Annotated in this window: 23 protein-coding genes; 6 read left to right on the top strand and 17 right to left on the bottom strand. The window is 64.1% G+C overall.

What is annotated here, in order from left to right; translation table 11 throughout:
• The gene (gene ltnD / locus BMY68_RS05325; protein ID WP_274333318.1) at positions 1–1,086 is read right to left on the bottom strand and encodes an L-threonate dehydrogenase; all 1,086 of its coding nucleotides are present in this window, start codon (positions 1,084–1,086) and stop codon (positions 1–3) included.
• Between the two features lie 300 nt (positions 1,087–1,386).
• On the opposite strand from ltnD, the gene BMY68_RS05320 reads away from it, so the two are divergent.
• The gene (locus BMY68_RS05320) at positions 1,387–1,740 is read left to right on the top strand and encodes a hypothetical protein (protein WP_007931870.1); all 354 of its coding nucleotides are present in this window, start codon (positions 1,387–1,389) and stop codon (positions 1,738–1,740) included.
• 52 nt (positions 1,741–1,792) lie between these two features.
• Here BMY68_RS05320 and BMY68_RS05315 read toward each other — a convergent pair whose 3' ends face one another.
• The 4 genes from BMY68_RS05315 to BMY68_RS05300 all read right to left on the bottom strand — a co-directional run bounded on the left by BMY68_RS05315 (position 1,793) and on the right by BMY68_RS05300 (position 4,697).
• Positions 1,793–2,830: a DUF2157 domain-containing protein gene (locus BMY68_RS05315; RefSeq protein ID WP_085531191.1), complete on the bottom strand. Its 1,038-nt coding sequence runs from the start codon at positions 2,828–2,830 to the stop codon at positions 1,793–1,795.
• Positions 2,827–3,816: a DUF2157 domain-containing protein gene (locus BMY68_RS05310; protein ID WP_085531193.1), complete on the bottom strand. Its 990-nt coding sequence runs from the start codon at positions 3,814–3,816 to the stop codon at positions 2,827–2,829. The genes BMY68_RS05315 and BMY68_RS05310 overlap by 4 nt, the downstream gene beginning before the upstream one ends.
• A gap of 221 nt (positions 3,817–4,037) precedes the next feature.
• Positions 4,038–4,310 (bottom strand): DUF4242 domain-containing protein, encoded by a 273-nt coding sequence (locus BMY68_RS05305; protein WP_007931876.1) that lies wholly within the window; start codon positions 4,308–4,310, stop codon positions 4,038–4,040.
• Between the two features lie 108 nt (positions 4,311–4,418).
• Positions 4,419–4,697, bottom strand: coding sequence for a DUF3303 domain-containing protein (locus tag BMY68_RS05300; RefSeq protein WP_007931878.1), 279 nt, complete (start codon positions 4,695–4,697; stop codon positions 4,419–4,421).
• Positions 4,698–5,035: 338 nt separating this feature from the next.
• Between BMY68_RS05300 and BMY68_RS05295 the strand changes: the two genes are divergently transcribed.
• On the top strand, positions 5,036–5,521 hold the full coding sequence (locus BMY68_RS05295; RefSeq protein WP_009043517.1) for an adenosine-specific kinase: 486 nt from the start codon (positions 5,036–5,038) through the stop codon (positions 5,519–5,521).
• A 33-nt stretch (positions 5,522–5,554) separates the two neighbouring features.
• On the opposite strand, the gene BMY68_RS05290 is transcribed toward BMY68_RS05295, so the two are convergent.
• Positions 5,555–5,746, bottom strand: coding sequence for a hypothetical protein (locus tag BMY68_RS05290; protein ID WP_007931882.1), 192 nt, complete (start codon positions 5,744–5,746; stop codon positions 5,555–5,557).
• 89 nt (positions 5,747–5,835) lie between these two features.
• Positions 5,836–6,381 (bottom strand): RNA 2',3'-cyclic phosphodiesterase, encoded by a 546-nt coding sequence (gene thpR, locus BMY68_RS05285; protein WP_085531195.1) that lies wholly within the window; start codon positions 6,379–6,381, stop codon positions 5,836–5,838.
• Positions 6,382–6,597: 216 nt separating this feature from the next.
• Here thpR and BMY68_RS05280 point away from each other — a divergent pair, with 216 nt between their 5' ends.
• Positions 6,598–7,722 (top strand): endonuclease/exonuclease/phosphatase family protein, encoded by a 1,125-nt coding sequence (locus BMY68_RS05280; protein WP_085531197.1) that lies wholly within the window; start codon positions 6,598–6,600, stop codon positions 7,720–7,722.
• A 43-nt stretch (positions 7,723–7,765) separates the two neighbouring features.
• On the opposite strand, the gene BMY68_RS05275 is transcribed toward BMY68_RS05280, so the two are convergent.
• Complete coding sequence (locus BMY68_RS05275; protein ID WP_085531199.1) at positions 7,766–8,968, bottom strand: PrpF domain-containing protein; 1,203 nt, start codon at positions 8,966–8,968, stop codon at positions 7,766–7,768.
• Positions 8,969–9,201: 233 nt separating this feature from the next.
• Here BMY68_RS05275 and BMY68_RS05270 point away from each other — a divergent pair, with 233 nt between their 5' ends.
• Together BMY68_RS05270 and BMY68_RS05265 are read left to right on the top strand one after the other, a co-directional pair.
• A complete protein-coding gene (locus BMY68_RS05270) occupies positions 9,202–9,555 on the top strand; it encodes a DUF3302 domain-containing protein (RefSeq protein WP_009043513.1) in 354 nt (117 codons plus the stop codon).
• A 3-nt stretch (positions 9,556–9,558) separates the two neighbouring features.
• On the top strand, positions 9,559–10,518 hold the full coding sequence (locus tag BMY68_RS05265) for an HlyD family secretion protein (RefSeq protein ID WP_085531201.1): 960 nt from the start codon (positions 9,559–9,561) through the stop codon (positions 10,516–10,518).
• A 181-nt stretch (positions 10,519–10,699) separates the two neighbouring features.
• Here BMY68_RS05265 and BMY68_RS05260 read toward each other — a convergent pair whose 3' ends face one another.
• The 9 genes from BMY68_RS05260 to BMY68_RS05220 form a co-directional block, all read right to left on the bottom strand.
• On the bottom strand, positions 10,700–11,146 hold the full coding sequence (locus BMY68_RS05260) for an HIT family protein (protein ID WP_009043511.1): 447 nt from the start codon (positions 11,144–11,146) through the stop codon (positions 10,700–10,702).
• Between the two features lie 20 nt (positions 11,147–11,166).
• On the bottom strand, positions 11,167–11,628 hold the full coding sequence (locus BMY68_RS05255; protein WP_085531203.1) for a GNAT family N-acetyltransferase: 462 nt from the start codon (positions 11,626–11,628) through the stop codon (positions 11,167–11,169).
• 60 nt (positions 11,629–11,688) lie between these two features.
• Positions 11,689–12,102 (bottom strand): hypothetical protein, encoded by a 414-nt coding sequence (locus BMY68_RS30020; protein WP_239691064.1) that lies wholly within the window; start codon positions 12,100–12,102, stop codon positions 11,689–11,691.
• Positions 12,103–12,428: 326 nt separating this feature from the next.
• The gene (locus BMY68_RS05245; RefSeq protein ID WP_239691065.1) at positions 12,429–12,941 is read right to left on the bottom strand and encodes a GIY-YIG nuclease family protein; all 513 of its coding nucleotides are present in this window, start codon (positions 12,939–12,941) and stop codon (positions 12,429–12,431) included.
• Between the two features lie 348 nt (positions 12,942–13,289).
• Positions 13,290–13,910, bottom strand: a complete 621-nt coding sequence (locus BMY68_RS05240; RefSeq protein WP_085531205.1) for a LysE family translocator — start codon at positions 13,908–13,910, stop codon at positions 13,290–13,292.
• Between the two features lie 118 nt (positions 13,911–14,028).
• Complete coding sequence (locus BMY68_RS05235) at positions 14,029–16,266, bottom strand: xanthine dehydrogenase family protein molybdopterin-binding subunit (protein ID WP_085531206.1); 2,238 nt, start codon at positions 16,264–16,266, stop codon at positions 14,029–14,031.
• A complete protein-coding gene (locus tag BMY68_RS05230) occupies positions 16,263–17,252 on the bottom strand; it encodes an FAD binding domain-containing protein (RefSeq protein ID WP_085531208.1) in 990 nt (329 codons plus the stop codon). Before BMY68_RS05230 ends, BMY68_RS05235 begins: the two co-directional genes overlap by 4 nt.
• Before the next feature lie 4 nt (positions 17,253–17,256).
• Positions 17,257–17,907 (bottom strand): 2Fe-2S iron-sulfur cluster-binding protein, encoded by a 651-nt coding sequence (locus tag BMY68_RS05225; RefSeq protein ID WP_085531210.1) that lies wholly within the window; start codon positions 17,905–17,907, stop codon positions 17,257–17,259.
• A 67-nt stretch (positions 17,908–17,974) separates the two neighbouring features.
• A complete protein-coding gene (locus BMY68_RS05220; protein ID WP_085531212.1) occupies positions 17,975–18,889 on the bottom strand; it encodes a helix-turn-helix domain-containing protein in 915 nt (304 codons plus the stop codon).
• Positions 18,890–19,061: 172 nt separating this feature from the next.
• Between BMY68_RS05220 and BMY68_RS05215 the strand changes: the two genes are divergently transcribed.
• Positions 19,062–20,090 carry a sterol desaturase family protein gene (locus BMY68_RS05215; protein ID WP_085531587.1) on the top strand — a complete coding sequence of 343 codons (1,029 nt, stop codon included), beginning with the start codon at positions 19,062–19,064 and terminating at the stop codon, positions 20,088–20,090.
• Positions 20,091–20,099 lie beyond the last annotated feature (9 nt).

Here is a 20,099-nt window from a genome sequence, read left to right as displayed (position 1 = left end):
TCAGACAGGCTCGGGCTTGGCGGTCGGCAGGTCGATGCCCGGGAAAATCTTGATCACCGCCGAGTCGTCCTCGCGGCCGAAACCGGCGCTGGAGGCCTGCATGAACATCTGGTGCGCGGTGGCCGACAGCGGCAGCGGGAATTTGCTGGCGCGGGCGGTATCCAGCACCAGGCCCAGGTCCTTGACGAAGATGTCCACCGCCGACAGCGGTGTGTAGTCAGCCTTGAGGATGTGCGGCACGCGGTTCTCGAACATCCAGGAGTTGCCGGCGCTGTGGGTGATCACTTCGTACAGGGCGTCGGCGTCCACCCCTTCGCGCAGGCCCAGGGCCATGGCTTCGGCGGACGCGGCGATGTGCACCCCGGCCAGCAGCTGGTTGATGATCTTGACCTTGGAACCCAGGCCGTGGGCGTCGCCCAGGCGATAGACCTTGCCCGCCATACCGGCGAGTATCGCTTCGGCCTTGGCGTAGGCCGCAGCCGGGCCGGAGGTCATCATGGTCATCTCGCCGGCGGCAGCCTTGGCCGCGCCGCCGGAGATCGGCGCGTCGAGGTATAGCAGGCCCTGTTCGGCCAGGCGCTCGCCCAGCTCCACGGCGTAGGTCGGCGCCACGGTGGCGCAACCGATCACCAGGCTGCCGGCACCCAAGGCCGACACGGCGCCCTCCCCACCGAACAGCACGGTTTCGGTCTGCTCGGCGTTGACTACCACTGTGATGATCACATCGCAGGCTTCGGCCATTCGCGCCGGCGACGCACAGGCCACCCCGCCTTCGCTGGCGAACTGTTGGGTGACCGCTTCACGCACGTCACAGGCATGCACCTTGAAACCCGCGCGCAGCAGCGAGCGGGCAATGCCCAGGCCCATCGCGCCCAGGCCGACAACACCGACATTCTTGTTATTCATGGGGTACTCCAGGGAAGACAGCGGCTTGCTCCACGCCGGCAAGGCGCGGGCGGCGGGCCGCGGGGTAAAGGGCAGCACGGGCGGCGGGGGCGACAGGGTCGCCTGGCGGGTGAATCGAGACCGTGTCGGACATCGAGGGGCCGTCCTGTGATTTGTTGTTATCAGGTGTGGCCTGATCATCCATCAATGAACGGATTATGTGAAGTATTTTTTAATACCTAACATTTATTAACATTGCCGAACATGGACGCCGGACAGCTCGTGACAGCCTTGCAGCCCGCGCAGAATCAAACGGACGAGCGGTAGCCCATTGCGACCAGCGCACTGATCTGCGTCAACCAGGCGTCTACACTCGAGACCGATGCTGTTAGGCGCAACATCACCGATCAGTGGTACCGCCCTTCATCGCCCCCTCATTGACGGTGGGCACGGGACGGCGCTGTATGGTCAATCCGCAATGCTTGAACAAGGATATTCAACATGGCAAAGATCAATGTATTGGCTGGTGATTTTCTACAAGGGAATGGCGAGTACCGACAGGGCGTCTTCAAGCTGCCGACCGTGACCAACCCCTCCCCGGGCGTCGAGGTCAAAGCTTCCGCATTCAAACACCTGGAAATCGCGACACAGGACAGCATCACCAACAGGGACGCCATTGGCTACGGCATCGCCGGGGCCATGCTGCTGGGTCCGGTGGGTGCGCTCGCGGGCTACCTGATAGCCGGCAAGGAAACCGAGGTGACCTTCATCGGCACCTTCAAGGATGGCCGCAAACTGCTGGCGGCCACGGACAGCGAAACCTACCGGGATATCGAAAAACGACTGACAGCCTAGGGTCCGTCGCCTGCCCATGCCCGCAACTTCGGGCATGGGCTTCTCCCCTTCCCTACACCGATTCCGCTTCGCCCGGCCCAGCCCGGCGTTGCTGGCGCTTGCCTTCCAGCCAGATCACCAGCCCCAGCAGGCTGCCACCAGCAATCAGCAGGCTGACGAACCAGCCCAGGGTGTCCGCCAGTTGGGTGAAGAACAGCGTGTACAGCTGGATGATGAAGAAGGTCGCGCCATAGCCCACCAGCATGGAAAAGCGCAAGCGAATGCCCAGTGCCAGCAAGCCCAGGCTGAACGCTGCCCACAGCCCATTGAACAGCACCAGTTCGCCGGCCTCGGCCAGGTGCCACGGACCGTCGATCAGGTCGTAGCTGCCGAACAGCGACAGCAGCCACAACGACATCTGGGCCATGAACAGCCCGGCAGAAATCCACACCTTGGCAAAGCCGCGATAACGGGCCAGCCTCGAGGCCTCGCCCCACAGATGGACAAAGCCGAACAGCACCATGGCCAGGGCCGCGCCGAGGAAACGCAGCGGGTAGTTCATGCCGAACCAGTAGGCGCCCCACCCCGACTCATAACCGCTGCGCCCGCCGAACCAGATGAAGAACAGCACGCTGCACAGGGTCAGCAGCAAGGCGTTGTTCAGCACATAACTGAGCGCCAGCAACAGCAGCAGGTCCACCAGCAACAGCGCCGGCCAGTTGCCCGAGCCGTCGGAGTAGATCATGCCCAGCACCAGGCTCAGGCCGATCAGGGCAAACCCGCCGAGCAACGCCAGGGTCGCGCCGAGCAGCTTCAGCTGCTTGCCCAGCAGCCAGCGCCCGGCGACGAACAAGCCGACCATCAACAGGCCGAGGCCGCCCGCCAGTTTCGGCAAGGTGAACGTCAGGTGTTCATGCAGCAGGATCAGCAAGCCCGCCGCCAGGCTGATGGCGCCGAAGGTCAGGAACCAGCGCCCCAGGGAACGCCAGTCCCAGCGGGTCTGCGGATACAGCTCGGCGATCCGCGCGTGGGCCTGGGTGTCGATCAGGCCGTCGCGCAGCCATTGGTCCAGGGCGTTGTGCACCTGGCGATTACGGCGATCCGGGTTCATTGGCCAGCCTCCCCGGCGCGCAGCGCGGTGCGTTCGAACAACCAGCCCAGGAGCATGCCTACCGCGCCAGCCACGGCAAAAAACACCGCGGCGCTCAGCTGTTCCCAGGCGTACTCATAAAAGCGCGTGTACAGGTCGATGCCGAGGAACACCACGCCAAAACCGGTGAAGCTGGGGTGCTTGAAACGCGCGCCGAGTACCAGCTGGACGATGGCGCCGAGGGTGAACAACAGGGTCCAGGTCAGGGTCTGACGGTAAGCTTCCTCCAGGCTGAGGAACCACAGCGAACAGTTGAAGTACAACAATCCGAAGATCACATACAGCCGTCCGAAGCCACTGAACCGGCGCAAGGCGTGATCCTCGGCGCGCTGGTGCCATAGCCCCAGGAGCGCGGTCAACGCAGCGATCACGGCCATGGAGCGCGGGTCCTGGATGCCGAAATAGTAAGTGCCGGAACCGCCATACCACTCCCACGAACCCAGGCCGTGGAAGACGCAGAGCAGGCCCAGCAGCAGCGGCCAGCGCAGGCGATAGCCATAGGCGGTGGCGATGCTCAGGGCGGCGGTGACCAGCAGCGCCAGGGGCAGGTTGCCGAAGTCGCCGGTCTCGCTGTCGGAGCTGCCCAGCAACAGGCTGGCGCCCATCAGGATCAGGCCGATGGTCAGGATCGCCACCCCGGTGACCGGCATGCGCCGCGCCGGGTCGCGGGCCAGGCGCGCGCCGATCAGCCATAGCCCGACACCGGCGGCGAAAAACAGCACCGCCCCCACCAGCACCGACTCGGCCAGCAGGCCGATGCCGCCCAGCACCGCCATGCCGATCAGCAGCACCGCGCCGATGCCCAGCCATTGCAGGACCGTGGACAAGCGGTGTTCGGGACGTTCGTACAGGGCGCCGAGCCGCTGCTGCGCCTCGGCATCGATCAGGCCACGGTGGCGCCAGTCGGCGATTTCGTGGAGCAACATCTGCTGGGTGGTTTTTCTCATGGCGCTCTTGGTTCAAGGTGTGGACATCGGCCGCAAACCGGCCGTCGACTCTGCAGCATAGCCGAGCCTGTGCCTGGCAAGACGCCCCGCGACGCTAACGCGGCACGCCGCGCCCATGAAAAAGGCCGCCCCGAGGGCGGCCTTGTTTTCCTGCCAGCGACATCACCTCGCCCTGGAGTAAGGGGACGCCGAGCCAGGCGCACACATGTCACCGCAAGGCCCTACTCCGCGGTCGTCGGATCGATGATCGAGGTCACCCGCGATACCCGGTCCGCCGGAAAACCGCCTAGCCTGGCGTGCTCCCTGACAAGTTCCTCGTCCGGGGAGATATAGACACAATAGATCTTGTCGCCCGTGACGTAGCTATGCAGCCACTGCACTTGCGACCCCAGCTCACTGATAACCTTGCAGGATTTTTGCGAGATCTGTTGCAAATCCTGCGGCGTAAGCGCCCCGGCTTCCGGCATCTCGCGCTCGATGACGAACTTCGGCATGACAACCTCCACTTCGTGAATGGCCGGGGCACGCCGACAAACAGCGTTACCCCGTATATTGGCCGAGGCAGACAGCCCTCGGCGGATCGCCAACGGTCTGCTTGCCCGTTACCTGCCAAGCGCTGCCGCCAATAGCGGCGCGGCCTGTTCATCGGTCAACGCCGGGTGCACTTCCATGCGCAGCAGGTCGCTCCACTCAAGCACCCATTTCTGCATCAGCGCGAGATCGCTGGTTTCCGCGATCCCAAACCCCGTCATGCCGCCGACGGCATGCCAGCGTCCCAGCATGCTCACCCCTGCGGGTGGCGCCCCACCCGTCTTGAGAAATCGCTCGATCGCACTGTTACGACGTTCGGGGCTGATTGACCAACTGACAATGAATAACATCTGCCACCTCCTGCGAAACGGGCGCCCGTTGTTCGTTGCGTGCGCCAGGCAGGCACCGTGACCACGACCACGCATCGGTATCGCCCCGCCTCTCGGCCGGCCCGAAACCATTGCCCCCTAGGGAAGGCATAGCAGCCTGCCGCTCGCGACGCATGACCGTCGATCCTGTTGCCGGTACTCGCGCCCCAAGCGCGAACGAGCGAAGCAACGATCCGTGAGTGGCTATGCTTGATCTGTTGCAGCAAGCAATCTCGCCGCCGCGATAACGGGCGGCGACGGCTGCCCCTTTTCGTCAACGCCCCCTAGCGCCGCGCGACATCGGCAAGGAGCGGTTCGAGATGCAACTGATCAGCGTGAACATCGACAAGCCGGAAGCCACCAACTTCATTTTCGGCCAGACCCACTTCATCAAGTCCGTCGAGGACATCCACGAAGCCTTGGTCGCCAGCGTGCCGAACATCGCCTTTGGCCTGGCCTTTTGCGAAGCCTCCGGCCAATGCCTGGTGCGCTGGTCCGGCAGCGATCCAACGATGATCGCGCTGGCGCAAAAGAACGCCCAGGCGATCGCCGCCGGCCATAGCTTTATCGTGTTTCTCGGCGACGGTTTTTATCCGTTGAACGTGCTCAACGCCCTGAAGATGGTGCCTGAGGTGTGCCGCATCTTCTGCGCGACCGCCAACCCGAGCCAGGTGATTCTCGCTGAAACGGCGCAGGGCCGGGCGGTGCTGGGGGTGGTGGATGGCTTCTGCGCCAAGGGCCTGGAAGGCGACGACGACATCCTGTGGCGCAAGAACCTGCTGCGGCAGATCGGCTACAAACAGTGAGGGTCACGCAAGATTGCCCTCCGCGCCGACCGGCTACTCGGACGGCGTGGTCCGGCAACTCTTGCGCTGACGGATCTCCTGCTCCGAAGGGCGCTCCTTGACGAACTCGAAGCGCGGCTCGCCCTCGTTGTAAGTGACCAGCCAGCCCCAGTCCAGCTCGGACTCATCCTGGCCCGGCTTCGGCGGCGCGGCCCACCACGGCTCTTTGCTGACGATCTGGCGCATGCCCGCCTCCCATTGATTCGGCCTCATCAACTATAACGTGCAGGCCCTGAGGCACGCGGATTTCGGCTGACCGGCGGCTGCCCCGACCGTCACCGCTCCAGTGCCCATTCGGCCAGCGGCCGATAACGGCCTTTATGCGACTCGTACAGGGCGAAGTGCCGGGCACTCAGCTGAAAATCCGCAGGGGTCTGGGACTCAGGAACCGGCGCCCGATAGTCGCGCATCAAGGTCAAGTGTGGGCGAAACTCCCGCGGCGAATCGACCAACCCAAGGGGCAGCAGCGCTTCCTGCAAGGCATACACCAGCTGACGCAACGCCAGCGGCGCCTGTGCCGGCGCCAGCAACAAGACCCCGGCCCGGCGCCAGACCTCCAGGCGGTCGAGCGGGACGTGCAGCGCCTCACCGGGCGTTCGCACGTTCGCCGCCGCGGCGCAGATCCGCGGAATCTGCACCACGGCGACCGAGCCCAGGAACATCAGGGTCAAATGAAAGTTTTCCGCCGGCACCGGCCGGCCGCTCCTGAGCCCAAGCGCGCTGCGCCACTGGGCAATGGCCCGGCGTTGGGTGGCGGTGCAGGGCAAGGCGAAGAACAGCCGCTTGAACGGCTCGCCCTGCTCGCGGGACGCATCATTCATGCCCTGTCCTCCCCATTCGGTTCGGGCGAAGTGCTGCCTGCCAGGTCGCTTCCCCACCGGCACTCTGCGACTCGCCCACCGGGAATCCCGGGCCGGTTTAGCCCTTTCTTGAGTTCAGCATAAAGAAGGCAACAAGATGCCGCGTCTGTCGGCATTCGGTCATTTTTATCAGTTGTAATGCGCATTGACGTCCGCCCCACGCAAAGGAAGAGCCCGATGAGACTCGCGTCCTACAACGTTGAAAACCTGTTCAACCGCGCCAAGGCCATGAACCTGGAAGGCTGGGCCGAAGGCAAGCCGGTGCTGGAGCGTTTCGCCAAGCTCAACCAACTGCTGGGCGAGCCCATCTACACCGACCAGGACAAGGCGCAGATGGTCAAGCTGCTGACCGAGCTGGGCCTGAGCAAGTCGGACAAGGGCCCCTTTGTGATCCTGCGGCAAAACCGCGGCAGCCTGGTCAAGCGGCCCAAGGCCGGTGGCCTGGAGATTGTCGCCAACGGCCGCACCGAGTGGGTCGGTTCGCTGGAGCTGATCGAGGCCCCGGTGGACCTGGAAGCCATGCGCAATACCGCGCGGGTGATGATCGACCTGCAAGCCGATGTGCTGGCGGTGGTCGAGGCGGAAAGCCGCCCGGCCCTGCGCGACTTCAATACCGAAATCATCGGCGCCCTGGGCGGCCCGCTGTACTCCCATGTGATGCTGATCGACGGCAACGATACGCGGGGCATCGATGTCGGCCTGATGACCGCCGCAGGCTACCCCATCGGCCAGCTGCGCAGCCATGTCGACGACAGCGCGGCCAACGGCGAGCTGATCTTTTCCCGCGATTGCGCGCAGTTTCATATCCCGTTGCCTTCTGGAAAACAAAAGGACAAGCAGCTGATCGTCCTGGTCAACCACCTCAAGAGCAAAGGCTTCGGCGGCCTTGCGGCCTCGGCGAAAAAACGCCTGGCCCAGGCCGAGCGGATCAAGCTCATCTACCAAGAGCTGGTGGCCCAGGGCGAGGCCTATATCGCGGTGGTCGGCGACTTCAACGACACCCCGGACAGCGCGCCGCTGGAGCCCTTGCTCAAGGGCACCGACCTGAAGGATGCCTTTGTCCATCCGGCCTTCGATGACGGTGGTTACCCCGGCACCTTCGACACCTGCAAGGCGGCGAACAAGATCGACTACCTGCTGCTCTCCCCCGCGCTGTTCGCCACCGTCACCGCCGGCGGTGTATGGCGCAAGGGCATGTGGCCGGGCAGCCAGCCCAAGCGCTGGGAGGTCTACCCGCAGCTGGACAAGAAGGAAAACGCCGGCTCGGATCACGCGGCGGTGTGGGTCGACCTGGACCTGTGAACCGTACGGCCCCGTTCGGCGATGGCCCCGGAGCGCCTGCGGGTCAACGCCGCCCTTGCAACGCCTCGACCAACGCCGCCGAAGCGTTGTACAGCGGCACCCGGCCCTTGAGCAGGATCTGCGCGCTGCGCCGGTAGGCGGCCGCGTCGATGCGCATTGAGGCGCCCTCCTCGCGCGCGGTGATCAAGGTGTCCAGCACCCCCGCCGGGTTTTCGATCGACACCGGGTATTCCGCCGTGGTGGCGCTCAGGGGCCTGGGCGTCTTGAGCAGTTCATGGGCCACGGTGCCTGACGCCAGGCAGGCGGCGGCCAGGCAGCAGCCACCGGAGACGGCCAATGAAGGATGGGCGTTTTGCGGGGTGAAATAGCGGGTATTGATATCGCCCGCGCCCTGGGCCGGGCTGACGATGCAGATCTTCGGCAGGGTTTCGCTGCGCTGCAACTCATCGGCACTCATCAAGGCGCCGCTGCGATTGCGCAGTTGCATGCGCAGGCCGCCCTCGACCATCAAGCCGATCAAGCGCGCCTTGAAGTCGGTATCGGCGTCCAGTTGCGCCGGGGTTTCCAGGCCGGTCTTGCCCAGGTCCGCGGCCTGGACGATGACCATCGGCACCGCCACGTCGAGGCAGGTGGCGCGCACGCCATGGAGCAGGTCGATGTGTTGCCCGGTGGGGAACAGCTGACCGGTCTTGGCCCCCACCGGGTCGCTGAGAAACAGGTCGACCCCGGGGAACACGCCATTGACCCCGGGAATGCGCGTATCGCTCAGCAGGCGACCGTCGCGGAACGCCAGGCGCGCGAGCATGGTGGTCTGGGTATTGCTGTTGAAGATCTCGATCTGCGCGCTGTCCTCGTCCGCGCTCAGCCAGCCACGTTCCAGGGCGTACAGGGGCAAGGCCGCGGACATATTGCCGCAGTTGACGCTCCAGTCGATCGCGCTTTTACCCGCCGCCAGTTGCGCCAGGGTGCTGACCATCCGCGCCTCGCCGGGCTGGCGCTCGGCGATGAACACCTTGTTGCTGGTGGGCCCGCCACGGCCCAGGCCGGTGATCTGGTTATTGCCCGGCAGCTCGCCGCTCAACGGCACCCCCATCAGGTGGCGCAACAGTTCTTCGACCAGCAACGGGTCCTCGGGCAGGGTTTCGCGAGCCAGGATCAAACCGGTGGAGGTACCACCGCGCGCATGCCAGACAGGGAATTCAACGATGCCGGCGCGGATTTCGGGAAGGTCCACTTCAAAAGGCATGATCGGGCTCGCAGTGAGGGACGACAGGTAGCGATCATAAACCGCGGCCTGGGTGAGCGCAGCTTTCCAGGTCCAGGGCCGCGCGCCTCCCGGAAGGCAGCCAGGCAGACGATCGAACTTGAACTAGTATGGATTTCGTAAGGCCCGTCCCATCGGACTGTCGGATGGCAGTGGCGGATCAACAGGCTTCATAAGCGCTTGCGTGCAGGCCGATGGCTTCCGGGAGGCGAATCATGCTCGATCAGATTGCGCTGGGCATGCTTATCTTTGCCGGGATAGTGCTGTTCTACGGAATCATTGTCCTGCACGACATTCCCTACGAAATTGCCGTCCATCGGAACCATCCACATCAGGACGCCATTCACGCGGCAGGCTGGGTCAGTCTGTTCACGCTCCATGCCCTGTGGCCGTTCCTGTGGATCTGGGCCATGTTGTACCGCGAGGACCGGGGCTGGGGGTTCGCGACCGACAAGGCGCGGATGCAGGCCGAAAGAGATCTGGCCCAAGAACTGGCCGAGCTGCGACAGCGGGTCGAGCGACTGGAAGGACAATCCCAGGCCGGGCCCCGCCCGGAAGGGAAGCCGTGACCCATGGACCTGTTACTGATCCTGACCTACACCGCCATCTGCGTGGCCATCTTCAAGATCTTCCGTATCCCGCTGAACAAATGGACGGTGCCCACCGCCGTGCTGGGCGGCGTGGTATTGATCGGCGCGCTGATTTTCCTGATGAACTACAACCACCCCTATTCGGAAGTGGCGCGCTCCTACTTCGTCTCGGTGCCCGTGATCCCGGTCGTCACCGGCCGGGTGATCGAGGTGCCGGTGCAGGGCAACACGCCGCTGGAGCCAGGCGATGTGCTGTTTCGCATCGACCCCGAGCCTTTCGAGAACCGCCTCAAGTCGCTCAAGGCCCAGCAGACGGCGGCGCGGGGCGACCTGTTCCGGATCAACGAGTTGATCAGGCGCAACTTCGGCACTCGCCGTGAGCAGGAAGCCGCCATTGCCCGGGTCGACGACCTGCAGGCACAGATCGCCAACGCCCAGTTCGAGCTGAACAGCACCGTGGTCCGGGCCCCGAGCAAAGGCTTCGTCACCCACGTGTCGCTGCGCCCGGGAATGATGGCGAGCAAGCTGCCGCTGCGCCCGTCGATGGTGTTCATTCCGGACGAGGGCCATTACTTCTCTGCCTGGATGCGCCAGAACAGCCTGCTGCGCCTGGTCCCGGGGGACGAGGCGGAAGTGGCGTTCGACGGTATCCCCGGCAAGGTATTCAAGGGCCGGGTGAAGAATGTCATCGCGGTGATCGGCGAAGGACAGGTCCAGCCATCCGGCACCCTGCTGAGCTACACCGGCTCACCGCCGCCGGGACGGGTGCCGGTGGTCATTGAAATCACCGACCCGGACTACCTGCCCTACGCCAAACTCATGCCCGGTGGCGCCTATGGCCAGGCGGCGCTCTATAGCCAGCACTTCCACCATGTGGCGATCATGCGCAAGATCCTCCTGCGCATGTCGGCCTGGATGAACTACATCTTCCCTTTCCATTGATGAGCAGGGATCGGGGCTGATACTGGGTGCGTTGCAAGTCCAGCTTGATTTCACTACCGGTCGGGTGGCTGCTTTCGGCCCAAGGCTGAAAGCGGGTATCGGCTACTGACAAGCAACGGGGCGCTCATGGACTCACTAAACGCAATGAGGCCCGCGTAGCCTCAAGCATTGCCAAGTGCACTCAGGCATCCTGGCTCGATGCATTCAGTAACTGAGCAATTTTTTTACGCAAATCCCCATGCGCTTCCTCTGCGTAGGGAATCGCTGTTTTCCAGTCATAAAACCATACGGGCATCTTGCGATTCTGTTCAGGTTCTGAGGAGTAGCGTGGGAAAATGTGGCAATGCAGTTCTGGCTCCGAATTCCCTAGAATTTCATAGTTCATACGAAGCGCCCCGGTTGCCTGTAAAACTGCGTCACCAATACGGGCCATATCGAGCAGGTAGGTGGCTCTGGCCTCAGCATCCAGATCGTTCAGGCTCGGAACGACGGGGTCGGGCAGCAACAGGCAGTAACCCGGTAGAAATTGCACATCGCCCATGACCGCCCAACCTGATGCCATTCGGCAAATCACTTTATCGTTAGCTCCGTTACGTGCTAACTCGACACGTTGCGAGATCAGCGGCATGCATAATCCTTAATGATGTTTTAGGTGGCATCGACTAACGACTTCACATGAGTAGCAAAATCATCTTGTATCGGTTGGAACCCGCAGCGCAGGTAAAATGCGGCGCCCTCGGGTGTATCCGTGGATAGGCGCACGACACGGAATCGCTGAGCCGCATAGGCCAAAAGCTGCTGCACCAGGGCCTTACCCACATTCTGCCCCCTTGCTGCACGCACGACGTATACCCTCCGCAGCCTGCCGATGTCCGGCCCAGCATATGGATCATATGAAAGACCGCCGATGGCAATCAGTTGCCCATCGCGGAAAGCTCCCAAAAGGCATTCACCGGGTTGATCGAACCGATTCGACCCGTTCTGCCACTCTGCAACCAAGCGCGTAAGAAACCTGAAACCCTCCGTAACTGCCTCCGCTTCCAGTACCAGGATTTCCGTAGGAAGTGCTGAGATCTGACGTATCGCCGGCTCGCCCGTTGACCTAACCACTCAATATCCCCGTGCTTGTTTTGGCACCTGCCTGAGGTGGATTAATCTCGTGGCGCCGCGCTAGCGACGATAGTATCGGTGATTGTCTTCGTAGCGGTGCCGCATGGCGCGATCGTGGTGGCGCTCCCAATCGCGATGGCGTTCAGCTTCTCGGCGGGCTTGCTCTCTACGCCACTGTTCCCTACGCCAGTCTTCTCGACGCCAGTCGTGCCGGCGCCAATCGTCTCGACGATCGTGCCAACGGCCGTCATGCCAGTATCGGTCGTCATGGGCAAGCAATGGCCCGGGCTGCTTGCCAAGCATGCTGGCCAAGGTCGGCCAAGGGTTGCCGGCGGCCTGGGCAGGAGCCTGAACGGCTGGGACTTCAGTTGCTAAAACAGGGGTTGAGGTCTTCATCTGCGTTGCTGATGCCGAGCCCAATGCCGCGAACGCGAATAGGCCGAAGAGCACCATCCGTGGGTCAGGGAATTTCATGAGCGAAGACAACCTCTGCTGGACAATCGGACGTGTGGCCATCCGGCTGCGGTAAGCCTGCGAGGCCGCGCTTACCGAGCGGATGAGCCTATCCACATAGACCGATAAATAGAGAAAAGTTCTAGGGAGCTGCGGCTTAAATAACCGCCGGCCTCAGTGTTCAGCCTCTTTGAGATTGGCTATCGAGATGTTCGCTTGTGGCCGGAAGCGGACGCTCATTTCAGACCACATTCGATTCAGCGCGGACGCGACTTAACGTTTGTAATGAACGGCGGCGACCTGTTTGCGTAGCAGAGTCCGCTTTATGGAAAGGTTAGCTATCAGCTTCAATGTGTGCGGAATGTGTTCCATACATCTGTGTCTAGCTTCATGGCCGCAAGTACTTCGAAGGCGTACAACTCAAGGTCATTGTTGACTTCGATAAAGGCCACCGTTGTTTGTCGGAGGCGCCCCTGAGCTGAAAGAAAGACTTCCTTGAATTGTTCGTCTTTCATCGCTTGATCACGCTTCATTTCGTGCGGATAGTCTTCTGCAGCCATTTTGTAGACGAGGCTTGCGGTGTTGTGCGACTCGAAATTTAAATGCTGGACGAGCCTCTTTACTACCCCTCTCGAAATACCTACATAGACCGGCTTACCTTGATCGCTGAAGACGTAGCACCCTGGGAAATCTGTGGTTCTACCCACCTTGGACAGAGCTTTTTTTGATGCGCTCTTGAAGCCAACAAAGGTTGCGGCAGGCATTGGAGTCTCCAGGGCAGCCTTTAGCCTTGCAAAATGGCTAGGCAACACCGTTGAGGCAAGCTCTTCAAATGTATGAAGACAGTTGTCGATAGGCATAAGTTTTCCTTTGTGATCCCTCACGAAGCATGGGTTCTAACCTCCATTGTTCGTTTCGGCCATGGAGCGGCTCCCGCCCCATAGGAGACGTTCAAACCAGAGGTGACAGATCCGTCTCCGCCGGGTGATTGCCCGTGAATCTAAGCGTCAGATTGTTTTTTGCCTGCCTGATGGCGGTAGTCATATGCGCTCTCGAATTTGTTGCCAATCCGTTTTCATTCGAACTCCTTTTCAATGTTGTCTTTCAGCAGCGCGCGGTGAGTGTGTTTCTGTGGACAGCGTGAAAGGCAGCTTCTGGCTGTGTATTCAACCGAGCGCCCGTAGTCCCAACGATGCTTACCAACCGACTCACGCCCGCCGCGCCAACAGCAACACCGAAGCCGCCGCCGACAACAACGCCGCGCAGCAGCGGTTGAAGATTCTCTTGCCCCGTGGCTCGGCGAACCAGCGGCGCAGGTGCAGGCCCATGTAGGCGTAGGCGCTGATGGCGATCCACTCCAGGGCCAGGAACAGTGCGCCGAGCACCAGGAACTGGGCGGGAACCGGGGCTTGCGGGTCGACGAACTGCGGCAGGAAGGCGGTGAAGATCAATATCGCTTTCGGATTGCCGATAGCAATCAGGAATTCCTGCCGGGCCAAGGCCAGCAGGCCCAATGGCGCGGTCTTGTTCTCGGCCTCGACCTGGGTGTCCGCGGTCCATAGCTGGTATGCCAGGTACAGCAGGTAACCAGCCCCCAGAATCTTGATCCCGTGGAACAGCAGTTCCGAAGCTTGCAGCACCACCGCCAGCCCGGCCGCCGCCAGGGCGATCATCAGGGCAAAGGCGGCCAGCCGCCCTACTCCCGCCAGGCAGGAGGCGCGAAAGCCATAGGTGGTGGCATTGCGGATCGACAGCAGGTTGTTCGGCCCGGGCGCCATGTTGAGGGCGAAACAGGCCGGGAGAAACAGCACCAGGGTGGCAAGGTTCATGGATAAATCCGTCGGCTGATGGCTTGAATTCCACACCCGCCAACCAGGCGGGTGCGAGGCCACAAGCCTGCCCAATCCAGGGCATGCCGTCGAGATTTTTTGTCGATGCAGGCTGCGCCTACTCCTCCAGGGCCGCCAGCCCGGGCAGCAGCTTGTCCAGGGTCAGCGGGAACTCGCGCACGCGGATGCCGGTGGCGTTGTAGACGGCGTTGGCTACCGCCGCCCCGGCCCCGCACACGCCCAGCTCGCCAAGGCCCTTGATGCCCAGGGCGTTGGCCCTGGGATCGGGCTCTTCGAGGAACAGCACGTCCATCGCCGCGATATCGCCATTGACCGGTATCAGGTACTCGGCCAGGTCGTGGTTGACGAAATGGCCGTGGCGGGTGTCCAGCAGGGTCTGCTCCATCAGCGCCGCGCCGACGCCCCAGGCCATGCCGCCGAGGATCTGCGAGCGCGCGGTCTTGGGGTTGAGGATGCGCCCGGCACCGATCACCGCGAGCATGCGGCGCAGGCGGACTTCGCCAGTGTCGATGTCCACCGCGACTTCGACGAAGTGCGCGCCGTTGGAATGCTGGGAAAACTGCTTGTAGTCCTCCCCCATCGGCCCGACGCTGCCTTCGGCCTGCAACCCGGCGGGAGCCACCCGCAGCATCAGGTCAACGAGGCGCTCCGAGCGCTCGCCCGTGCTGATACGGCCGTCGGCGAAGCGCACCGGCGCCTGGTTGTAAGGCGCGCCGGCGGCCTGGATCAGTTGCTGCTTCAGGGCCTGGCAGGCGGCCTCCACCGCCGAGCCGGAACTGGCCGCGCCCCAGGAACCGCCCGACCCCGCGGTCTGCGGGAAGCGGCTGTCGCCCAGTTGCACCTGCACCGCCGACATCGGCACCCCCAGGCTGTGGGCGGCGACCTGGGTCAGGATGGTGTAGGTACCAGTGCCGATATCGGTCATGTCCAGGCGCACCAGCACCCGCCCGGTCGGGCCCAGGCTCACCTGGGCCCTGGACAGCCCCAGGTAGTTGGGGCGGATCGCCGCGGCCATGCCCATGCCGATCAGCTTGCGGCCCTCACGCACGCTGCCGGGCCTGGGCTTGCGGCGACTCCAGCCGAAGCGCTCGGCACCGCTGCGCATGCAGGCCAGCAGGTTGCGCGAAGCGAACGGTACGCCGAGTTCGGGGTCCAGTTCCGGCTCGTTGCGCACCCGCAATTCGATGGGGTCCAGGCCCAGGCGTTCGGCCAGCTCGTCCATGGCGCTTTCGAAGGCGAGCATGCCCGGCGCCTCGCCCGGCGAGCGCATCCACTCGCCGCGATTGAGGTCCACCGGCACCAGTCGATGGCGGGTCAGGCGATTCGGCGCGGCATACAGCGAACGGGCAAACACCGCGGTCTGCTCGCAGAACTCTTCGAAGCGCGAAGTGCTCGACCAGACGTCGTGCCCCAGGGCCGTCAGCTTGCCGCTGCTGTCCGCCGCCAGCCTTACCCGGTGCTGCATGGCCGGGCGGTAACCGGCGTTGGCGAACATCTGCTGGCGGGTCAGGGCCACCTTCACCGGGCGCTTGAGCACCCGCGCGGCCAGCGCCGCCAGCACCGCGTCGGGATGGATGATCAGCTTGGCGCCAAAGCCGCCGCCAATATAAGGACTGACGATACGCACACGCGCCGGCTCGATGCCCAGGGTGTTGGCCAGCCCGCCACGGAAGTTCGCCAGGGTTTGCGCCGAGGTGTAGAGGGTCAGCTCTTCCCCGGACCAGACGGCGATAGAGGCATGGGGCTCCATTGGCACGTGGCTTTGGTACGGGGTGCTGTAGGTGCTGTCGAGCTTGACCGGCGCATTGGCGAACCCCGATTCAAAATCGCCGATGGCACTGTCGGTCTGGAAGCCGGCGTTGGTCCGCGGCGGGCTGTAGGCCTGGGCCAGGCGGGAAGCAAGGTCGAAGTTGCCCTGCTCCGCCGAGTAGCGCACGCGAATCAGCCGGGCCGCCGCGCGCGCGGCCTCGAAGGTCGAGGCAACCACCAGCGCCACAGGTTCGTCGTGGTAACGCACACGATCACTGGCCAGCACCGGGCGCGCGCGGCTGAACACCTCGCCCGGGGTGGGTGTCAGCGCTGGGCCGAAGGCCGTTTGGGCCGGTGCGTTGCGGTGGGTCATGACATACAGCACACCCGGCGTGCGTTCGGCCTCGTGGCTGTCGATCTCGTCGATGCGGCCGCGGGCGATGCTCGCGCCGAGGATATAGCCATAAAGAGTGTCGCCCATGTCCCGCTGCTCGTAGGCGTAGGTCGCGCGGCCGGTGACTTTCAGCCGGCCGTCGACGCGGTCCAGCGGTTGGCCGATCGGGCCGGTTGGCATGGATGTGCTCATGCTTGCTCCTGGGCGGCCTGGGCCAGCATCTGGTACAGGGTCCGCTTGGCCAGGGGGATCTTGAAATCGTTGCCGCCCTGCCCGCGCGCGCCGGCCAGGGCGGCGTCGGCAGCCTGCTCGTAAAGCGCCTGAGCAGGTGGCTGGCCGAGCAACGCCTGCTCGCTCGTCGTAGCCCGCCACGGCTTGGGCGCGACGCCGCCCAAGGCCACGCGGACCGTGCGCACCTGCCCCGCGCGGACTTCGAGCACCAGCGCCACGGCGACCAAAGCGAAGGCATAGGAAGCGCGATCGCGCACCTTGCGATACAGCTGCCGCCCCGGGGGTGGCGACGGCAGCGTGATGGCCTCGATCATCTCGCCATGGGCCAGCCGGGTTTCGAGCTCGGGGGTGGTCCCGGGCAAGCGGTACAGCTCATCCAGGGCCAGGGAGCGGCGCTTGCCGTCGGGCAGGAGGGTCTCCACCCGCGCCTCCAGGGCGACCATGGCCACTGCCATGTCCGAGGGATGCACCGCGATGCACGACTCGCTGGCGCCGAGAATCGCATGCATGCGGTTGTGCCCCTGCAGAGCCGAACAGCCGCTGCCGGGCTCGCGCTTGTTGCAGGCCATGCCCGGGTCGTAGAAGTACGGGCAGCGCGTGCGTTGCAGCAGGTTGCCGGCGGTCGACGCCTTGTTGCGGATCTGCCCCGAAGCGCCAGCCAGCAACGCCTGGGACAGCAGCGGGTAGCGCTCGCGCACACGGCGGTCGGCGGCCAGGTCGCTGTTGCGTACCTGGGCACCGATACGCAGGCCACCCTCGGCGCTGTCCTCGATCATGGCCAGGGGCAAGCGGCTGATATCGATCAGGTGGCTGGGCCGCTCGATGCCCAGCTTCATCAGGTCGATCAGATTGGTACCACCGGCGATAAAGCGCGCCCGTGGCTGCGCGGCCATCAGGCTGACCGCCTGCTGCACATCGCTCGCACGCGCATAGCTGAAAGGCATCATGGGCTCAGGCCTCCTCGGCGGCGTCGCGGATGGCGGCGACAATGTTGGGATAGGCGGCGCAGCGGCACAGGTTGCCGCTCATGCGCTCACCGATCTCCCTGTCGCTCAGGCTGACGGAAGGGGACGCCAGGTCTTCAGTGACATGGCTCGGCCAGCCGGCGCGCACCTCCTGCAGCATGCCGACCGCCGAGCAGATCTGCCCCGGCGTGCAGTACCCACACTGGAAAGCGTCACGGGCGATAAAGGCGGCCTGCAGGGGGTGCAGCAGGTCGCCATTGGCCAGCCCCTCGATGGTGGTGATCTCGTCACCGTCATGCATCACCGCCAGGCTCAGGCAGGCGTTGATCCGACGGCCATTCACCAGCACCGTGCAGGCGCCGCACTGGCCGTGGTCGCAGCCCTTCTTCGAGCCGGTCATGCCCAGTTGATGGCGCAGCGCGTCGAGCAAGGTGGTGCGTGGGTCGAGGTCCAGCAACTGGTCGCTGGCATTGATGCGTAGGGTGATCGCCTGGGACGGTAATGGGCGGGAGGGGCTGGGCGGCGTCGGGGCGGGTTGGGCCAGCGCGCCGCTGCCCCCCACCCAAAGCAGGCTGGCGGCGGCCCCGGCTTGCAGCAGCGCGCGGCGCGACGGACGCGGAGAATCCAGGTCTTCCATGGTGCTCTCCTGAAATAAACGGCTGGACGCGAGTATCGCCAAGGACGCGGCGCCGTTCTTTCAGGTATCAGGACGAGCTTGTCAGGATTCTGGACGCCTGCTGGCGGTAGCTGTTCGGGGTGGTCCCGGTGATCCGCCGGAAGGTCGAGGTGAAGTGGCTCTGGCTGGAGAACCCCAGCTCCAGCGCCATGGCGCTGATCGGCATGCTGCCGGCCCGCAGCAGGCTTTCGGCGCGGCGCACCCGGCGCTCGATCACATAGGCATAGGGCGCCATGCCGGTTTCGGCCTTGAAATGCCGGGCGAAGGTGTCCACGGGCATGCTGGCGATCCGCGCCAGTTCGGTCAGCGAGAGGCTGCCGTCGATTCGTGCATCGACGTAGTCGCTCAAGCGCTTGAGCAGTTGCGGCCCCAGGCGTCCGCCGCCAGCGCTGGCGGTATCGACCCGGCCCAGGCGCAACCCCACCAGCGCCACCAGGTGCTCTATGTAGCTGGCCTCCGGGATATGCCCGCCGGCCATCTCGGCGCTGAGGGCGGCGAGCAGCGAATGGATCACCCCATCGCCGCTGTTGATGCGCATGGGCAATTCGGCCAGCCGCGGGCAGCCGGGAAAATCCAGGGCCGTGTCGATCCACAGGGCGGTGTAGATCAGGTCGGCGTCGCGAAAATAGCCCTGGCGCTCGACGCCGGCCGGCACGAAGCTGATCGACCCGGGGCGGTCGCAGCCCTCGTAATTGAGCGTTGAACTGCTGCGGATATGAGTCTTTGCCGTTGCCCCGCGCTCCGTGAGAATCACCACGTGCTGCGGCGCCGTCCAGCTGAGCTCGGCTTCGCGGCAGGCCCAGCGGCGATGATCGATGGTCACCAGGCCGTCGAACAGCGACGCCGACTGCAGGACCGCGCCCTCGGCGCCGCGCGCGCGGATGCAACCCGCGCCCACCCGAGGTTGCAGCAACCGGTTTGCGGATTCCCGTAACAGGGTCATGAGCCAGGCACCTCCGGAATACAGCGAGCAGCCAGCGTACTCCAACAGCCGTGGCCGGTTCCAGGCGGATGGCGCGCGGGGCACCTTGCCTGCTTGTCGCGCCACCCTGCCCGGCCAAACCGAACTGATTTACAATGCCATTCTTTTTTTCTGGCTCAGAGGCTGGCGATTCGTGGATGCCCTGTCGCTTGTCTACAAGCACCTGACCGAGTGGGTGATCGCCCCTGTCACCGCGCAGTTTCTCGGCACTTTCAATCTGAACGGCCGGCTCGGGGTCTTGTTCCTGTGCGTGTCCTACGGCGTCGCCTATGGCCTGTTCCGTTTCCGAAAGCGCCGCGGCCTGAGCCACGCCCGGTCGTTCTGGCAATTTCTTGGCGGCGGCCGGGTGCACCTGCATTCCTCGGCGCTGCTGGATTACCGCTACTACTTCGTGCGCGCCATCCTCAAGGTCGCGCTGGTGTTGCCCATCGTTCATCTGGTCGACCCTTACATCCTGCGCTCCGGGGACTACCTGGCCTTTTTCAGCAACCTCTGGGGCGAGCGCCCGCGCCTGGGCCAGAACCTGGGGCTGGCGCTGCTCTACGGGCTGGGGGTGTTCCTGCTCAAGGACTTCCTCCATTACTGGGCGCACCGGGCGTTTCACTCACGCTGGCTGTGGGCCTTCCACAAGGTCCATCACTCGGCGCCGGTGCTGGTGCCGGCAACGGCGAGCCGGGTGCACTTCGTGGAAAAGATCGTCGAGAAGCTGAGCATCAGCCTCGGCCTGGGCCTCTACGCCGGCTGCTTCTGGTATGCCTGCGGCGGCGAGATCGGCCGCTACACCCTGTTCGGCGTGACCTACCTGATATTCATCTTCAACAGCCTGGCGGCCAATCTGCGGCACAGCCATGTCTGGCTGTCGTTCGGCCCGCGGCTGGAGCATGTGTTGAACAGCCCGGCCCAGCACCAGATCCATCACAGCGACGCGCCCCGCCACTTCAACCGCAACTTCGGCACCAACCTGTCCCTCTGGGACTGGATGTTCGGCACGCTCTACGTCACCTCCTCGACACCCGAGCCGCTGCGCTTCGGCACCGGCGAGCAGGACCAGCGGCGTTACCTGACGGTCTACAGCCTGATCGTCACGCCCTTCGTCGACACCGCCCGCAAGCTCCTGGCGAAACGCCCGCGCGGGGTGACGCCCGAGACGCCCTGGTCATAAGCCTGGGCG

The organism is Pseudomonas sp. NFACC41-3, assembly GCF_900109505.1.
GTDB classification, from domain to species: domain Bacteria; phylum Pseudomonadota; class Gammaproteobacteria; order Pseudomonadales; family Pseudomonadaceae; genus Aquipseudomonas; species Aquipseudomonas chlororaphis.
This window is presented reverse-complemented; position numbering and strand designations above follow the sequence as displayed.

Coding starts and splice junctions, on each gene's coding strand:
- ltnD (WP_274333318.1), bottom strand. CDS start 1,086: ATGATCAGGCCACACCTGATAACAACAAATCACAGGACGGCCCCTCGA.
- BMY68_RS05320 (WP_007931870.1), top strand. CDS start 1,387: ATGGCAAAGATCAATGTATTGGCTGGTGATTTTCTACAAGGGAATGGC.
- BMY68_RS05315 (WP_085531191.1), bottom strand. CDS start 2,830: ATGAACCCGGATCGCCGTAATCGCCAGGTGCACAACGCCCTGGACCAA.
- BMY68_RS05310 (WP_085531193.1), bottom strand. CDS start 3,816: ATGAGAAAAACCACCCAGCAGATGTTGCTCCACGAAATCGCCGACTGG.
- BMY68_RS05305 (WP_007931876.1), bottom strand. CDS start 4,310: ATGCCGAAGTTCGTCATCGAGCGCGAGATGCCGGAAGCCGGGGCGCTT.
- BMY68_RS05300 (WP_007931878.1), bottom strand. CDS start 4,697: ATGTTATTCATTGTCAGTTGGTCAATCAGCCCCGAACGTCGTAACAGT.
- BMY68_RS05295 (WP_009043517.1), top strand. CDS start 5,036: ATGCAACTGATCAGCGTGAACATCGACAAGCCGGAAGCCACCAACTTC.
- BMY68_RS05290 (WP_007931882.1), bottom strand. CDS start 5,746: ATGCGCCAGATCGTCAGCAAAGAGCCGTGGTGGGCCGCGCCGCCGAAG.
- thpR (WP_085531195.1), bottom strand. CDS start 6,381: ATGAATGATGCGTCCCGCGAGCAGGGCGAGCCGTTCAAGCGGCTGTTC.
- BMY68_RS05280 (WP_085531197.1), top strand. CDS start 6,598: ATGAGACTCGCGTCCTACAACGTTGAAAACCTGTTCAACCGCGCCAAG.
- BMY68_RS05275 (WP_085531199.1), bottom strand. CDS start 8,968: ATGCCTTTTGAAGTGGACCTTCCCGAAATCCGCGCCGGCATCGTTGAA.
- BMY68_RS05270 (WP_009043513.1), top strand. CDS start 9,202: ATGCTCGATCAGATTGCGCTGGGCATGCTTATCTTTGCCGGGATAGTG.
- BMY68_RS05265 (WP_085531201.1), top strand. CDS start 9,559: ATGGACCTGTTACTGATCCTGACCTACACCGCCATCTGCGTGGCCATC.
- BMY68_RS05260 (WP_009043511.1), bottom strand. CDS start 11,146: ATGCCGCTGATCTCGCAACGTGTCGAGTTAGCACGTAACGGAGCTAAC.
- BMY68_RS30020 (WP_239691064.1), bottom strand. CDS start 12,102: ATGAAATTCCCTGACCCACGGATGGTGCTCTTCGGCCTATTCGCGTTC.
- BMY68_RS05245 (WP_239691065.1), bottom strand. CDS start 12,941: ATGCCTATCGACAACTGTCTTCATACATTTGAAGAGCTTGCCTCAACG.
- BMY68_RS05240 (WP_085531205.1), bottom strand. CDS start 13,910: ATGAACCTTGCCACCCTGGTGCTGTTTCTCCCGGCCTGTTTCGCCCTC.
- BMY68_RS05235 (WP_085531206.1), bottom strand. CDS start 16,266: ATGAGCACATCCATGCCAACCGGCCCGATCGGCCAACCGCTGGACCGC.
- BMY68_RS05230 (WP_085531208.1), bottom strand. CDS start 17,252: ATGATGCCTTTCAGCTATGCGCGTGCGAGCGATGTGCAGCAGGCGGTC.
- BMY68_RS05225 (WP_085531210.1), bottom strand. CDS start 17,907: ATGGAAGACCTGGATTCTCCGCGTCCGTCGCGCCGCGCGCTGCTGCAA.
- BMY68_RS05220 (WP_085531212.1), bottom strand. CDS start 18,889: ATGACCCTGTTACGGGAATCCGCAAACCGGTTGCTGCAACCTCGGGTG.